The organism is Haloterrigena sp. KLK7, from assembly GCF_037914945.1.
Lineage (GTDB): Archaea > Halobacteriota > Halobacteria > Halobacteriales > Natrialbaceae > Haloterrigena > Haloterrigena salinisoli.
Genome location: NZ_CP149787.1, coordinates 2,489,807 through 2,503,849, shown reverse-complemented (window position 1 = coordinate 2,503,849; position 14,043 = coordinate 2,489,807). Strand labels below are relative to the sequence as shown.

At 69.3% G+C, this 14,043-nt stretch carries 11 protein-coding genes; 6 read left to right on the top strand and 5 right to left on the bottom strand.

Going from position 1 to position 14,043, the window contains the following annotated elements:
* Positions 1 to 13: 13 nt before the first annotated feature.
* From WD430_RS12270 to WD430_RS12255, 4 genes are all read right to left on the bottom strand, one after another.
* Positions 14 to 1,063 carry a glycoside hydrolase family 88 protein gene (locus tag WD430_RS12270; protein WP_339102732.1) on the bottom strand — a complete coding sequence of 350 codons (1,050 nt, stop codon included), beginning with the start codon at positions 1,061 to 1,063 and terminating at the stop codon, positions 14 to 16.
* 208 nt (positions 1,064 to 1,271) lie between these two features.
* Positions 1,272 to 5,048 (bottom strand): PAS domain S-box protein, encoded by a 3,777-nt coding sequence (locus WD430_RS12265; RefSeq protein WP_339102731.1) that lies wholly within the window; start codon positions 5,046 to 5,048, stop codon positions 1,272 to 1,274.
* Between the two features lie 149 nt (positions 5,049 to 5,197).
* On the bottom strand, positions 5,198 to 8,404 hold the full coding sequence (locus WD430_RS12260) for a PAS domain S-box protein (protein WP_339102730.1): 3,207 nt from the start codon (positions 8,402 to 8,404) through the stop codon (positions 5,198 to 5,200).
* 109 nt (positions 8,405 to 8,513) lie between these two features.
* Positions 8,514 to 8,690 carry a hypothetical protein gene (locus WD430_RS12255; RefSeq protein ID WP_339102729.1) on the bottom strand — a complete coding sequence of 59 codons (177 nt, stop codon included), beginning with the start codon at positions 8,688 to 8,690 and terminating at the stop codon, positions 8,514 to 8,516.
* A 160-nt stretch (positions 8,691 to 8,850) separates the two neighbouring features.
* Here WD430_RS12255 and WD430_RS12250 point away from each other — a divergent pair, with 160 nt between their 5' ends.
* Both WD430_RS12250 and WD430_RS12245 read left to right on the top strand, forming a co-directional pair.
* Positions 8,851 to 9,237: a hypothetical protein gene (locus WD430_RS12250; protein WP_339102728.1), complete on the top strand. Its 387-nt coding sequence runs from the start codon at positions 8,851 to 8,853 to the stop codon at positions 9,235 to 9,237.
* A gap of 105 nt (positions 9,238 to 9,342) precedes the next feature.
* On the top strand, positions 9,343 to 9,954 hold the full coding sequence (locus tag WD430_RS12245) for a translation initiation factor IF-2 subunit beta (protein WP_339102727.1): 612 nt from the start codon (positions 9,343 to 9,345) through the stop codon (positions 9,952 to 9,954).
* A gap of 18 nt (positions 9,955 to 9,972) precedes the next feature.
* On the opposite strand, the gene WD430_RS12240 is transcribed toward WD430_RS12245, so the two are convergent.
* Complete coding sequence (locus WD430_RS12240; protein WP_339102726.1) at positions 9,973 to 10,629, bottom strand: helix-turn-helix domain-containing protein; 657 nt, start codon at positions 10,627 to 10,629, stop codon at positions 9,973 to 9,975.
* Between the two features lie 112 nt (positions 10,630 to 10,741).
* Here WD430_RS12240 and WD430_RS12235 point away from each other — a divergent pair, with 112 nt between their 5' ends.
* The 4 genes from WD430_RS12235 to WD430_RS12220 all read left to right on the top strand — a co-directional run bounded on the left by WD430_RS12235 (position 10,742) and on the right by WD430_RS12220 (position 14,043).
* Positions 10,742 to 11,422 carry an HAD family hydrolase gene (locus tag WD430_RS12235; protein ID WP_339102725.1) on the top strand — a complete coding sequence of 227 codons (681 nt, stop codon included), beginning with the start codon at positions 10,742 to 10,744 and terminating at the stop codon, positions 11,420 to 11,422.
* A 67-nt stretch (positions 11,423 to 11,489) separates the two neighbouring features.
* Positions 11,490 to 12,641: a CobD/CbiB family cobalamin biosynthesis protein gene (locus tag WD430_RS12230; RefSeq protein WP_339102724.1), complete on the top strand. Its 1,152-nt coding sequence runs from the start codon at positions 11,490 to 11,492 to the stop codon at positions 12,639 to 12,641.
* The gene (cobS, locus tag WD430_RS12225) at positions 12,638 to 13,399 is read left to right on the top strand and encodes an adenosylcobinamide-GDP ribazoletransferase (RefSeq protein WP_339102723.1); all 762 of its coding nucleotides are present in this window, start codon (positions 12,638 to 12,640) and stop codon (positions 13,397 to 13,399) included. The genes WD430_RS12230 and cobS overlap by 4 nt, the downstream gene beginning before the upstream one ends.
* Complete coding sequence (locus WD430_RS12220) at positions 13,399 to 14,043, top strand: NTP transferase domain-containing protein (protein ID WP_339105818.1); 645 nt, start codon at positions 13,399 to 13,401, stop codon at positions 14,041 to 14,043. The genes cobS and WD430_RS12220 overlap by 1 nt, the downstream gene beginning before the upstream one ends.

The following is a 14,043-nucleotide window of genomic DNA, read 5'->3' as shown; positions in this document are numbered from 1 at the left end:
GATAGTTAGGTTCTCAATCCCTGTCTTCGGACTCCTGGAGCCGCGTCCCGGCGATCAGGAACCAGCCCTGGCCGTAGAGGTTGACCGCCTGCGGGGCCTCGGGGCCGCCCGGCATCGCGGCGTTGCGCTGGACCGCGCCGTCGGCCGTCACCGCCGTCTTGGCGGCGCTCATCGCCCGCTCGGCGTGCTCTCGATACTCCTCGTCGAGCAGTCCGCGGTCGACGGCCTCGGTGAAGGCGTAGGCGTACTGCATCGTCCCGGAGGTCTCGAGGTACATCGACGGGTCGTCGATGAGATGGTGCCAGAAGCCGCTGCGGTCCTGGTACTCCGCCATGCTCAGGAGGTGGTCGGTGACGATCTCCTCCAGGCGGTCGCGCTCGGGGTGATCCTCGGGCACGTACTCGAGCGTGTCGAGGATGCCGTTGGCCATCCAACCGTTACCGCGCAGCCACAGCGAGCCGTCGGGGTAGCTGTCCGGCGTCTCGCGCCAGATGTGCCGATAGAGGTCGGACTTGGGGTCGACGAGGTGGTCGTGGTGGACGAGGATCTGGTCGACGGCCTCCTCGACCGCCTCGGGCGTGTCGGTGAGCTGGCCGTAGCGGGCCATGAACGGACACATCATGTAGACGGCGTCGATCCACAGCTCGGTGTCGTCGATGTGGTGAGAGATGCCGCCGGCCTCGCTCCGGGGGGCGTCCTCGTGGAAGTACTCGAACTGCCGCCGGGCGGCGTCGAGGAAGTACTCGGGACCGTCGTCCTCGTAGGACTCGAGGACGAGGTAGCCGAACGCGCCGGCGTCCGGGACCGGACGGAAGATCCGGTGTTCGTCCCACTCGGGGACCACGTCGATCGAGCCGTAGGCCAACTGGCCCTTGGTCGACTGCGAGCGGACCGCCTTGTCGATGTACTCCTCGGCGATCTCGGTGTGTTCCTCGTCGTCGGTCGCGAGCAGGCCGCGGATGACCATCGGCCGCTCGCCCTGGATGAACTCCTCGAAATCGAGTTCGAGCGTGTACGAGGCGACGTTCGGAAGCAATTCGTTCAGCGATCGTTCGGTAGGCATACGGTACCGTGAGATCCGATGACATATAAGACCGTGTGAATCGCTTCCGCGACTGTCACCGTGTACCAATCCTATTCCTACCAGGCCGCACGCGATGCAGGATCGACGGCAGCGGCCCGACGCGCCGGAACTGGCCGACGCCGGTTCGACCGATGCCGGCGCTCGTACGCGGCCACGCGTCTCGAGCAGTGCCGGCGAGCGAGCGCCGTCACTCGTCGACCGCGGGCAGCGTAAACGCGAACGTCGAGCCCTCGCCGGGCTCGGACTCCACCCAGATCTCGCCGCCGTGGCGCTCGACGATGCGCTCACAGAGCGCCAGTCCGATCCCGGTCCCGGCGTGTTCCTCGCGGCTGTGGAGGCGCTGGAAGACGTCGAAGATCCGCTCTTGATCGTCGGCCTCGAGGCCGATCCCCTCGTCGGCGACCGAAACCGTCCATCGCTCGCCGCGTCGTTCGGCGGTGATCTCGATCCGCGGCGGCTCGTCGCCGCTGTACTCGATGGCGTTGTCCAGCAGGTTCTGGAACACTTGCCGCAACTGGTCGGCGTCGCCCTCGACGCGGGGCAACGGTTCGGTGCGGATCTCGGCGTCGTGCTCTTCGATCGTGAGCTGCAGGTCCGCGAGGACGTCCTCGAGCACGTCGTCCAGTTCGATCGGCTCGAGGGGGTCGCCCCGCGTATCGACGCGGGAGTACTCGAGCAAGCCATCGATCATGGCCTTCATTCGCTCGGCGCCGTCGACCGCGTAGTCGATGAACTCCGCGGCGTCGTCGTCGAGCTCGTCCGCGTACCGGCTCTCGAGCAGTTGCAGGTAGCTCGAGACCATCCGCAGCGGTTCCTGCAGGTCGTGGCTGGCGGCGTAGGCGAACTGCTGGAGGCGCTCGTTTGACTCCTCGAGTCGATCGACCAGCTCCTCGAGCCGCCGCTCGCGTTCGATCCGTTCGGTGATGTCCTGTGCGTAGCTCAGGCCGGCGAAGATCTCCCCGTCGGCGTCCCGCAGCGGCGTCGCCCACACCTTCCAGTGGCGACCGACGACTTCGGTCCGGGTGCTGCCGGTCTCCCCGTCCTCGACGGCGGCCCGGAACAGCGGCTCGAGGTCGTCCACGGCGTCGTCGGGGTAGAGGTCCGGCATCCTCGTCCCCTCGACCTCGGCCGCGCTGGGCGCGGGACCGCCCACTTTCTCGCCCGCCGCCAGCGTGTATCGGAGCTCGTGGTCGTAGACGCCGACCGTTCCGTTCGGGAAGCGTTCGGCCAGCGTCCGGTAGAGCCGCTCGGACTCCGCGAGCCGCCGCTGGGCCTCCCGGCGCTCGGTGACGTCGCTCACGGTGACGACCCCGCGGCTCACGTCGCCGTTCTCGTCGCGGATCGGCATCCCCTCGAGTTCGACGATCCGGCGCTCGCCGTCGACGGCCTCGATCTCGACGACGTCGGGCTCGGTGACCTCCTCGCCAGCGGTGACCCGCGCCAGCGTCATCTCCTCGGGTTCGACCGGCTCGCCCGAGTCGGCCCACCGCACCGGGTACCGCTCGTACTCGTCGACGGAGCCGGCGTCGAACACGTCGCCGCCCCAGATCTCGTGGGCGACGTCGTTGGCCTCGACGATCTCGCCGTCGGCCTCCGCGACGACGACGCCGACCGGCAGCACGTCGAACAGGGTCTCGAGTTGCTCCGCGTACCGCTCGAGTTCGCGCTTGCGCTCCTCGCGTTCGGTGACGTCGCGGGCGACGCCGACGCGACCGACGTCGTCGCCGATCGCCAGCGGCCGGAACCGGCTCACGACCGGGATCGGCTCGTCGTCGGTCAGGAGTTGTTCCTCGAGTTCGGCGACGTCGGTCTCGCCCGCGAGCATCTCCCGCTGGAGGTCGTCGCCCTTCGCGACCTGCTCCTCGCCGAACGCGACCGACGCGTGGGCGCCGATCAGCGACTCCCGGTCGGTCCCCAGCATCGACGCGAACGCCTCGTTGACCGTGATGAACCGGTTGTCGCCGTCGAGGACGTAGACCCCCTCGTCGATCGTCTCCACGATCCGACGGTACTGCTCGAGTTCGCGCTCGCGTTCCTTCCGCTCGGTGACGTCGGCGATGATTCCCTCGATGACGAGGTCCCCGTCGTCGACGACGCCGCGGCCGTAGTCCCTGACCCATCGCCGCTCGCCGTCGGCGGTCTCGATGCGGTACGTTTCCGAGAAGGTCTCCGACTCGCCTGCCGCCTGCTGGACGGTCTCCCACAGCCCCTGTCGATCCGCATCGAGCATGATATCCTCGCCCCAGCTGAGCTCGCCGCGCTCGAGCGCGCCGGGGTCGTAGCCGGTCACCTCCTCGCAGGCGTCGCTGACGAACTCCATCGGCCAGCCGGGTTCGTTCTCGCAGCGATAGACCATCCCGGGGACGTTGTCCATCAGCGTCGAGAGCTGACGCTCGCGTTCCTCGAGCTTGCGCTCGTACGCGCGGCGCTCGGTGACGTCGCGAGCGACGGCGAAGACGTACTCTTGATCCAGTTCGACGTAGGAGGCGTTGACCTCCACGGGGTAGGTGGAGCCGTCCTTGCGCCGATGGGAGCCATCGAAGGTGCGAAAGCGTTCGGCGCGCAGCTCCTCGACGAACGACCGCCACGCCTCGTGGTCGGGGATTTCGGTTTCGATATCGGGGACCGTGAGGTCGAGAAATTCCGCCTCCGAGTAGCCTCGTCGCTCACAGGCGGTGTCGTTGACGTCGAGGAACCGGCCCGTCTCCGGGTCGATCACCAGCACGCTGTCGGTGGAGTGATCGACCAGGGTTCGGAACAGTTCGAGTTCGCGCTCGTGTTCCTTGCGCTCGGTGACGTCGCGATCGGAGACGATGATCGAAACGACCTCGCCGTCGTCGTTCGTGACGGGTCTGAAGTAACCGCTCAGGGTATATCCCTGCCCGTCGGGGCGAGTGAGGTCGGTCTCGAAGTCGACGTACTCGCCGGCCGCGGCCCGCTCGGTCCACCGTTTCACGTCGTCCCCGACGTCGTCGCCCTCGCCCCACCACGGCGTCTCCCAGAACGGCTCGCCGGTCACGTCCGCGAGATCGGCGTCGATGTACTCCATCGCCGTCCCGTTGATGTCGAGAACCGTGCCGTCGGGCTCGAGCAGCCCGACGAGGATGTTCGGATCTTCGAAAACCGCCTCGTACCGGCGCTCCTTCCGTCGGAGTTCCCGTTCGCGGGCCTCTCGCTCGGAGATGTCGCGGATGATGCCGGTGAAGTATCGCTCGCCATCGTACTCGACCTCGCTGAACGAGACCCCCAGCGGGATCTCGGTGCCGTCGGCGCGAACCCCCGGGAGTTCGACGTACTCCCAGTCGAGCGTCCGGTCGCCGGTCTCGAGATACCGCGTCAGCGCCTCGCGATGCTCGTCGGCCAGTCCGTCGGGCATGAGCGTCGTCAGCGATTCGCCGATCAGCTCGTCGGGCTCGTAGCCGAAGACGGTCTCGACCGCGGGGTTGACCGTTCGAACCGTGCTCTCCGCGTCGATCGTGACGATCACGTCGCTGGCCGCCTCCGTGATCGCGCGGTACTGTTCGAGTTCGCGGTCGCGCTGTCGGCGACGCCGCCGCTCGCTGACGTCCCGGACGACGCCGATGGTCCCCCGCAACTCGCCGTCGTCGGTCAGCGGGCCGATCCGGACCTCGCACGGGATCGATTCGCCCCCGGCGGTGCGGACCGTCACCTCGAGGTCGAACGGCTCGAGTCGCCGGTCGTCCGTCGCGAGTCGCTCGGCCAGTCGCTCCTCGAGCCGTTCGGTATCGGTCTCGGAGAGCACGAGCGACACGTGCTCGCCGCGGAGGTCGTCGCGCTCGTAGCCGATCAGGTCGCGGAAGTCGTCGTCGACCGCGTCGAACCGACCGTCAGTGTCGAGCCGGTAGACGCCGCCGTCGACGGTCGCTACCAGCGTTCGAAACTGCTGGAGGGCCTCTGCCTCCCCACCCCAGTCCGCGTCAGAGGCCTCCACTCGTTCACTCATATAATCTGAAAAGGCCGTCGCGTCGGATAAGTTTCACGTGCGAGCCGCTCGCATCGGCGGTGACCTCGATGACCCGCCGAGACGTTCTGCCGGCGCGCGTGACGTTCGTGTCGGCGTGGTCGGTCCCTTTCGAACCGATCGCCGCGCGCTCACTCGCCGTCGTCAGTTTCGTCGCCGTTAGCCTCGGCGGCGGCCGGTAGCGTCACCGAGAACGTCGCTCCCTCGCCGGGTTCCGACTCCACCCAGATGTCGCCGCCGTGGCGCTCGACGATCCGCTGGCACAGCGCCAGTCCGATCCCCGTCCCCTCGTGTTCCTCCCGAGTGTGCAACCGCTCGAACACCTCGAAGATGCGGTCGGCGTCGTCGGGATCGATCCCGATCCCCTCGTCGACGACCGAAATCACCCACTCGTCGCCGCGCTCCGCGGCGATACCGTCCGCCCGCGGGTGCTGCTCGGTCGAACCGTCCGCGGGCGCGTGTCGCGCCTCGCGTCGCTCGGCCTCGATACGGATCCGCGGCGGTTCCTCGCCGCTGTACTCGATGGCGTTGTCCAGCAGGTTCTGGAACACCTGGCGCAACTGGCCGGGGTCGCCCTCGACGCGGGGCAGGGGCTCGGTCGAGATCTCGGCGTTCTCCTCCTCGATCCTGAACTGCAGGTCCGCGAGGACCTCGTCGACGACCCGCTCGAGATCGACCGGCTCGAGGGGATCGCCCCGCGTCTCGACGCGGGAGTACTCGAGCAGGCCCTCGATCATGGCCTTCATCCGGTCGGCGCCGTCGACCGCGAAGTCGATGAACTCCGCGGCGTCCTCGTCCAGTTCGTCCTCGTACCGCCGCTCGAGCAGTTGCAGGTAGCTCGTGATCATTCGCAGGGGCTCCTGTAAGTCGTGGGAGACGGCGTAGGCGAACTGCTGGAGGCGCTCGTTGGACTCCTCGAGTCTGCGCCGGTACTCCCGGCGTTCGGTGACGTCGGTCGCGATCCCGACGATGCGGACGATCTCGCCGTCGTTGCGGACCGGAACGGCCTGAGAGTGGACCCACCGGACGTCGCCGTCCGGCTGGACGACGCGGAACTCCTCGTCGTACGTCGTCTCGGGCAGGGCCGCGTAGGCCTCCCGGACCCGCTCTCGGTCGTCCGGGTGGATCGCCTCGAGGAACGAGCGCGGCTCGTCGTAGAGCGACTCGCGACTGCGGCCCCAGACGTCCTCGTAGACCGGATTGATGTACACCATCTCCTCGGCGTCGGGCGTCGACATCCAGACGGTCTCGTCCAAGTTCTCCGCGAGGGTCCGGAACTTCGCCTCGCTCTCCCGGAGCGCCTGCTCGCGCTCCTTGCGCTCGGTGACGTCGCGGAAGTAGACCGAGACGCCGCTCTCGGAGGGGTAGATGGTGGCCTCGAGCCAGAACCCGAGGAGTTCCGAGTAGTGTTCGAGGCCGACCGATTCCTGCGTCTCCATCGCTTCGTCGAAGTGGGACCGGACCCGCTCCAGCTCCTCAGTCTCCGGATAGACGTCGTCGAGGCGCCGGCCGAGCAGTTCGTCCTCGGTGACGTCGAGGAGTTCCGCCGCGCGCTCGTTGACGTGCGTGAATCGGTACTCCTCGTCGACCGCGTAGAACGCGTCCGAGACCCGCCCGAACACCTCGCGCAGTTCGCTCTCGAGCGCCCGTTCGCGCTCCTTGAGGTCGGTGACGTCCTCCGCCGCGGTGACGACGCGGTCGATCGCGCCGTCGTCGTCGGTGATCGGGACGGCGTTGATCGACAGCCAGCGGCGCGTCCCGTCCCCGTCCGGGCGTTCGATCTGCAACACGCGGTCGTACACCGGTTCTCCCGTCGCGAGCGCTCGGGACGACGGGTACTCCTCGGCCGACAGTCGCCGGCCGTCCTCGTCGTAGATCGGCTCGTCCCACGGGGAGAACGCCTCCGGCTCCTCGATCCCGAGGAGTTCGGCGGCGCGGTCGTTGATCCGCGTGATCTCCCCGTCGGCGTCCAGCACGAGGCCGCCCGCGGGGATGGTATCGAGGATCCGGTCGGTCAGGTCCCGTTCGCGCTCGAGGCGGTGCTCGTGGCGGAGTCGGTCGAAGGTCGCCTCGAGACTGGAGATGACGACCCGCGCGATCATCCGGTCGCCCTCGTCGAAGGCGTCGCGCTCTTCGGAGCTGATCAAGGCGACGCCGTGGTCCCCGATCGGCAGGATCATCTCGCTGCCGATCGGCGTGTCGGGATCGTACGCGTCCGGCGCCGCGCTCACGTCGGCGTGGAACGCCGGCTCGCCGGACTCGAAGACGCGCCAGGCGATCCCCTCGTTCGGCTCGAACGTCGGCAGGTCGCCGAGCAGGCGCTCGGTCGCCTCGGTCCAGCTCGCGGGCCGAAGCGCCGTCGCATCGGCGTCGTAGAGGTAGATCCCGTTGAGCGTCATCCCGAGGATGTCGCGGAGGTGGTCCGAGGCTCGCTCGGCCACCGCCTCGCGCGAGGACTCCTCGAGCCACTCGCCGACGGCTTCGTTCAGTCGCCGCAACTGGATCGCCCGGCGGTGCCGGTCGGTGACGTCGTAGTAGAGCTCGATCCGGCCGCCGGCGTACCGCCCGGAGTCGATCGGTCGGCTCCGATGCTCGAGCCAGCGCTCTTCCCCCTCCGGACCGGCCGTGACGCGACAGTCGAAGCGCTCGTCGTAGCTGTTGTCCTCGTAGGTCGCGAGGACGGTGTCGGCGAACGCGTCGCCGTCGGCGACGCGGTGGCGGATCGTCTCTTCGACCAGTTCGCGCTTGTCGCGACCGATGACCGCGTCACGGTCGAATCCGAAGTACTCGCCCGCGGTCTCGTCGGCCCAGGCGACGTCGAACGAGTCGTCGAGGACGAAGACGCCCACGTCGGCCTCGTCGAGAACGGTGGTGATCGTCTCGTAGGACTCCATCGCCGTCTCCGCTCGCTCCCGGCTGCGTTTCCGGTCGGTGACGTCGCGGGCGACGCCGACCGTCCCGCGGAAGTCGCCGTCCTCGAGCAGCGGGTTCACTCGGAGCTCGGTCGGCACGCGCTCGCCGTCGGCCGTCTCGATCGTCACTTCGAAGACGCCGTCGGCGTCTCCACCGGTGGACAGCCCCTCGCGAATCGCGCGTTCGATGCGCGAGACGTCCGCCGCGTCGAGGATCAGCGAGACGTGCTCGCCGATCAGGTCGTCGCGCTCGTAGCCCGTCCGGTCGACGATCACGTCGTTGACCGCGACGAAGTCGCCGTCGGCGTCGAGCTGGTAGAGGCCGTCGTCGATCGTGTTCACCAGCGTCCGGTAGCGCCGGAGGGCAGTGTCCTCGTCCGCGTCGCCCCAGAAGTCCCCGCCCGCGGCCGCCGCTCGGTCACTCATATACCCAGTAGACCGGCTCCGATCGGAAAAGTGCCACGTACGGCGGAGAACCGGCCGCGAGTCGGGTCGCGATCACCGAGTCGTCGGGATCGGCCTCGGTCCGCGCCACTCAATCGAGCGAGAACCCCGAAACGTCGTCGTCGACGGGCGTGAACTCCACACACCCGCACTGACAGCCGTCGCGTTGTCCGATCGGCCGAAACTCGCCGTCGGTGATCTCGAATGCCGCGTAGAGGGCACCGCACTCCTCGCACATCGCGATCGTTCGTCGGTTCTCCTCAGACATGCGTCGTCCCTCTCGAGAGAGAACGCAAGTATCCTCTGTGAGAACAGTCGTAACGACAGGACTGTTGTTACGGCTGTGACAACGGATCGGCGTCGATCGGTGGCGGGCACAGGCGATCGCCGGCCGGTCGTTTTTCCTCCGGCCGGCGATAGCACGGCGTATGAGCGAGGACGGTCCCAGCCGCGACCGGGCACAGGACAGCGCCGAACAGCGGAAATCACGGCGGGCCGAGACGACCGAGTCGATCCTCGAGGAGGTCGGCCGTGACCTCGGCGAGATCGAGTATCCGGTCACGAGCGAGGAGCTCGCCACGGAGTACGCCAACGAGGCGATCGACATGCCGAACGAGACGGAGTCGCTGGGCAGCGTCTTCGATCGCCTGGCCGGCGAGCAGTTCGACGACCCCGAGGAGGTCCGCGAGGCGGTCTACGGCGAGGTCACCGGCGAGGCCGGCAGTCCCAACGAGGCCAACGCCGAGCGCGACCTCTCGAGTCTCGACGAGGAGAAGGGGGGCTCGCTCGGCGAGAGCGGCGGCGGCTCGCCGTAGCCGATTCGACGCCGTCGGCGTCCGAACCGGGCTCGAGCCATCGCTGCGCCGTCTCCTGATTGTCATAGCAGAACGGATTTACGTCACGGTCCCCTGTTCTCGCGTATGGATTACGAAGCGAGTCTCGACCGAGCGATGGACGACGTTCCGGACATCGGTGGCGACGAACAGCGACTGCAGATCCCCGACGCCGTCCCCCAGAAGGACGGCGCGTTCACCCGATTCACGAACCTCGGCGACATCGCCGATACGCTCTCGCGCGACGACGAACACCTCCACCGGTTCATCCAGCGCGAACTGGGTACCAGCGGCAAACTCGAGGACGGCCGGGGCCGGTACAACGGGACCTTCTCCGAGCAGGACTTCAACGCGGCCGTCGACGCCTACGTCGACGAGTACGTTCTCTGTTCGGAGTGTGGCCTGCCGGACACGCGACTCGTCCGCGAGGACCGCACGCCCATGCTGCGCTGTGACGCCTGCGGTGCGTTCCGCCCCGTCACCAAGCGCTCGACGAGCAGCCAGCAGCAACAACAGCAGGAGGCCGTCGAAGAGGGCAAGACCTACACCGTCGAGATCACCGGCACCGGCCGCAAGGGCGACGGAGTCGCCGAGAAGGGCGAGTACACCATCTTCGTCCCCGGCGCCGAGGAGGGCGACGTCGTCGACATCTACATCAAGAACATCTCCGGCAACCTCGCGTTCGCTCGCCTCGACTGAGGGCGATCGTCCGTTCGGTTACCGACCGTTATTTTCGCGACTGCCCCCCGCCATCGGAGCCGGTCGTCGCTCCTCGTCGGGGAGTCGAATCACCTTCTCGCGCCCGATCCGATAGCGTTCGATCGCGCCGTCGTCCTCGAGCGTCGAGAGGAGTTCGCTGACGGTCGACGGCGACCAGCCGTACTCGTCGACGAAGCGCCGCTGTTTGAGTCGGCCGCCGTGTTCGGCCAGGACGGCCCGGACGTACTGGGCCGGCAGACAGCCGTGCTCGAGGATCTCGCTGCAACTCGTGGGGCCGTTGTCGGGGTCGAGCAGATCGGCTTTCGATCCCGGACGCGAACTCGGATTCGGGCGCGGTTCGACTGGACGCGAATTCGGATCCGGGCGAGACTCGAGTCGCGTCCCGGTACCGCGGTCGCGATCGGATCGACCGAGCCGATCGGTTTGGTCGTACCGGTCGGTTCGGCCCTGCTCGTCGATTCGGTCGTATCGATCGACTCGATCGTGCTGGTCGCGCTGGGTGCGGTGCGGATCGTCGTCGATCCGGGACCCGCTGTCGGCGGCCTCGGAGCGGTGGCTAATACGAACCAGCGAGCGGAGCGTATCGAGACTCGCTCGGACGGTGCGCCGGACGCGGTGGACGAATCGGGGGGTGGAGGGGGGTCGTCTGGACATCGGGGAAACCTCGATCACTACCCTGACCGTAGCCGTTACAAATCTTTTCCACGGCCGACCGTCCGTTCTCCCGATCGCGAAAGTAAAGTCAGTTTGCGTTAGTTACGTACGTGTGGGAGTATCGTTCGACCTCTTCGGAACGCTCGTGACCGCCGAGAGACCGTCAGACCCGGCCGCTGCCGTCGCCCGGGAACTCGCGGACCGCGACGTCGCGGTCCCCGACGACTGGGGCGAGGCCTACGCCGAGGCCCACGTCGACGCCCCCGAGGGCGCCGAGGTACCGCTGCCGGCCCACGTCTCGCGCGCGCTCGCGAGCCGCGGCGTCGACTACGAGCGAAACGCGGCCCGGCGCGCGGTCGTCGCGGCGTTCGACCCGACGGTCGAGACCAGGCCGGGCGCCGTCGAGGCGGTCGCTGCCGCCCGGGAACGGGGACCCGTCGCGATCTGTTCGAACTGCAGCGTCCCCGAACTGGTCGGCCGCACCCTCGTCAGGTCGGCCTTCGAGCGCGACGACTTCGACGCCGTCGTGACCAGCGTCGGCTGCGGCTGGCGCAAGCCCGCGCCCGAAATCTTCGAGCTCACCGCCGACCGACTCGGCGTCGACCCGGGCGACCTCGTCCACGTCGGCGACGACCCCCGGGCCGACGGCGGCGTCGAGGCCGTCGGCGGAACGGCGCTGTTGCTCGAAGACCACCCGCTCGAGTCGGTCCCGGACCGCCTGTCGGCCCTCGAGGAGTCACAGGAACCCGGCAGGGAGTCGCGGGAATCCCACGGGGAGTCACGGGAACCATGACTACGCGGCGGAACGTTGAGGGCGTGAACGGAACGCGGACCCGCGCTCGGGGCCGGGAGGGACGATCGTGCTACTGACGACGCTCGCGCTGCTCGGACTGGCCTTCAGCCTCGATCTGCTGGTCGGCGAGCCGCCGAACGCGCTCCATCCGGTCGCGTGGTTCGGCCGGCTGGTCGGCGCGCTCGACCGGGAGTGGGCCGCCACCGAGCGCGGGCAGCGACTGGCCGGCGTCGGAATTGCCCTTCTCGCGCCGCTGTGTCCCGCGGTCGTGGCGGGCGGCGCCGTCGCGCTGGCGGGCGCCCTGTCGCCGCTCGCCGGGGCCGTCGCCGCCGGGCTCGTCCTCTTCCTGACGACCAGTCTGCGATCGCTGCTCGAGTTGACCCGGGCGGTCGTGGACGCCACTGCGTCCACTGCGACCGCCACGGCCGCCGCGGCGACCGCCGGACCGGACGGTGCCGAGACCGATTCAGCTGCCGATCCCGGAGCCGACGACGGCCTCGAGACGGCCCGCGAGCGGGTTCGGGGTCTCGTCGGTCGCGATACGTCGACGCTCTCGGCGGCCGAGATCCGCAGCGCGGCGGTCGAGAGCGCCGGCGAGAACCTCGCGGACGGGCTGGTCGCGACGCTCGTTCCCTTCGCCGTCCTCGCGCCGCTGTCGCTGCCGGCCGCCGCGGCCGCCGCGGCGTGGGTCAAGGGCGTCAACACGCTGGACTCGATGCTCGGCTACCCCGCGAAGCCCCACGGCACCGCGAGCGCGCGACTCGATGACCTCGTGATGTGGCTCCCCGCGCGGCTGGCCGCGGTCACCGTCGCCGTCGCCAGGGCCGATCCCCTCGCGCTCCGGCGGGCGGGCGAGTGGGCGCGCGACCCGCCCTCGCCCAACTCCGGGTGGCCCATGGCCACCCTCGCCTGCGTCCTCTCGGTTCGACTCCGCAAGGTGGGCGTCTACGACCTGAATCCCGGGGCCGACCTGCCGACCGTCGCGGACGGCGAGCGGGCCGTCACCGTCGTCGGCCGGGCCGCCGTCGTCGCGGTTGTCATCGCCGTCCTCCTCGCGGCGGCCGTGACGGCGATGAGCCCGCCGCAGGGGCCACAGCCGGTTCCGACGGATCCGACGACCGGCGTCGGCGTCGCGCTCGGTGCGGGCGTCGCGTCCCTCACCGACGCGATCGCCTGGCCGATGGGGGCGCTCCCGACCCTCGAGGTGGTGACCGCGTGATCGGGCGGGGAATCGCCGCCGTCCGCGGCGCGCTGGGATTTCTGACGCGGCTCCCGGTCGGCCACCGCGACGGCGACTGGGCGGCGTTTCGCTCGAGTCCGGCGACGTTCCCCGTCGTCGGCTACGTCGCGGGCGCGCTGGCCGCCGTCCCCCTGCTCGCAGCCGGGGCGCTCCCGGCCCCGACCGTCGCGCTGGGCTACCTGCTGGCCGTCTACGCCGTCCTCGGGATCCACCACCTCGACGGCGTCGCGGACCTGGGCGACGCACTCGTCGTCCACGGCGACCGCGAGCGCCGTCGTGAGGTACTGAAAGACACGACGACCGGCGTCGGCGCGCTGCTGGCGGTTTCCCTCGTCGTCGTCGCGCTGGCGCTCGGGGGGCTCGCCCTCGCCGGACTCCCTCCCCGTCGCGCGATCGGCGTCGCGGTCGCCGCCGAAGTCGGGACGAAACTCGGCATGGCCGCGATGGCCTGTCTCGGAACGGCGAGCTACGAGGGGATGGGAAACAAGTTCACGACGGCATCCGACTCCCGCTCGTTCGTCGCGCCCGCCGCGGTCGCTCTCCCGGCCGCCGCGCTGACCTGGCCGCGTCCGACGGCGGCGGTCGCCCTCGGCGGGGCCCTCGGAGGGATCGCGCTCCCGTGGTACTGGGCGGATCGACACCTCGGGGGCATCAACGGCGACATCTTCGGCGCGGCCAACGAGATCGGCCGCGTCGCCGGCATCCATCTGGGGGTGATCGCGTGGACGCTGTCGTGATGTGCGGCGGGAAGGGGACCCGCCTCGAGAGCGCCCACGAGAAACCGCTGCACCCGATCGACGGGGTCGCGATGGTCGACCGCGTGCTCGCTGGTCTCGAGGAGAGCCGCGCCGACGCCGTGTACGCCGCCGTTTCGCCGAACGCGCCCGAGACGCGGGCACACCTCGAGGCGACCGACGGCGTCGCGACGGTCGAGACGGCCGGCGACGGCTACGTGGCCGACCTGGTGGAACTGCTCGAGCGACCCGAACTCGAGCCGCCGGTCCTGACCGTCGCGGCCGACGTTCCGTTGCTCGCGGAGGCCGCGATCGATCGAGTGCTCGCGGTTCACGGCAGTGCCGCCGACGCCGCTTCCGGCATCGATGCCGTCGCCACCGACGCCAGCGACGGCGATGGGAGCGCTGTCCCGTCGCTGACCGTCGCCGTCCCCGTCGCACTCAAGCGCCGCCTCGGCGTCAGCGTCGACGCGACGCTCGAGGCGGACGACCACCTCGCGCCGACCGGGGTCAACGTAGTCGGCGATTCGGACGAATCCATGACACGCGTACACTACGACCCGCGACTCGCGATCAACGTGAATCGACGCGAAGACGCCCGCATCGCGACAGCGAAGCTGTCCGCGGTGGCCACGGAGGTCCGCTGA

Bases quoted from the DNA above. Each gene is read 5' to 3' on its own strand.
- WD430_RS12270 (WP_339102732.1), bottom strand. From the start codon at position 1,063: ATGCCTACCGAACGATCGCTGAACGAATTGCTTCCGAACGTCGCCTCG.
- WD430_RS12265 (WP_339102731.1), bottom strand. From the start codon at position 5,048: ATGAGTGAACGAGTGGAGGCCTCTGACGCGGACTGGGGTGGGGAGGCA.
- WD430_RS12260 (WP_339102730.1), bottom strand. From the start codon at position 8,404: ATGAGTGACCGAGCGGCGGCCGCGGGCGGGGACTTCTGGGGCGACGCG.
- WD430_RS12255 (WP_339102729.1), bottom strand. From the start codon at position 8,690: ATGTCTGAGGAGAACCGACGAACGATCGCGATGTGCGAGGAGTGCGGT.
- WD430_RS12250 (WP_339102728.1), top strand. From the start codon at position 8,851: ATGAGCGAGGACGGTCCCAGCCGCGACCGGGCACAGGACAGCGCCGAA.
- WD430_RS12245 (WP_339102727.1), top strand. From the start codon at position 9,343: ATGGATTACGAAGCGAGTCTCGACCGAGCGATGGACGACGTTCCGGAC.
- WD430_RS12240 (WP_339102726.1), bottom strand. From the start codon at position 10,629: ATGTCCAGACGACCCCCCTCCACCCCCCGATTCGTCCACCGCGTCCGG.
- WD430_RS12220 (WP_339105818.1), top strand. From the start codon at position 13,399: ATGTGCGGCGGGAAGGGGACCCGCCTCGAGAGCGCCCACGAGAAACCG.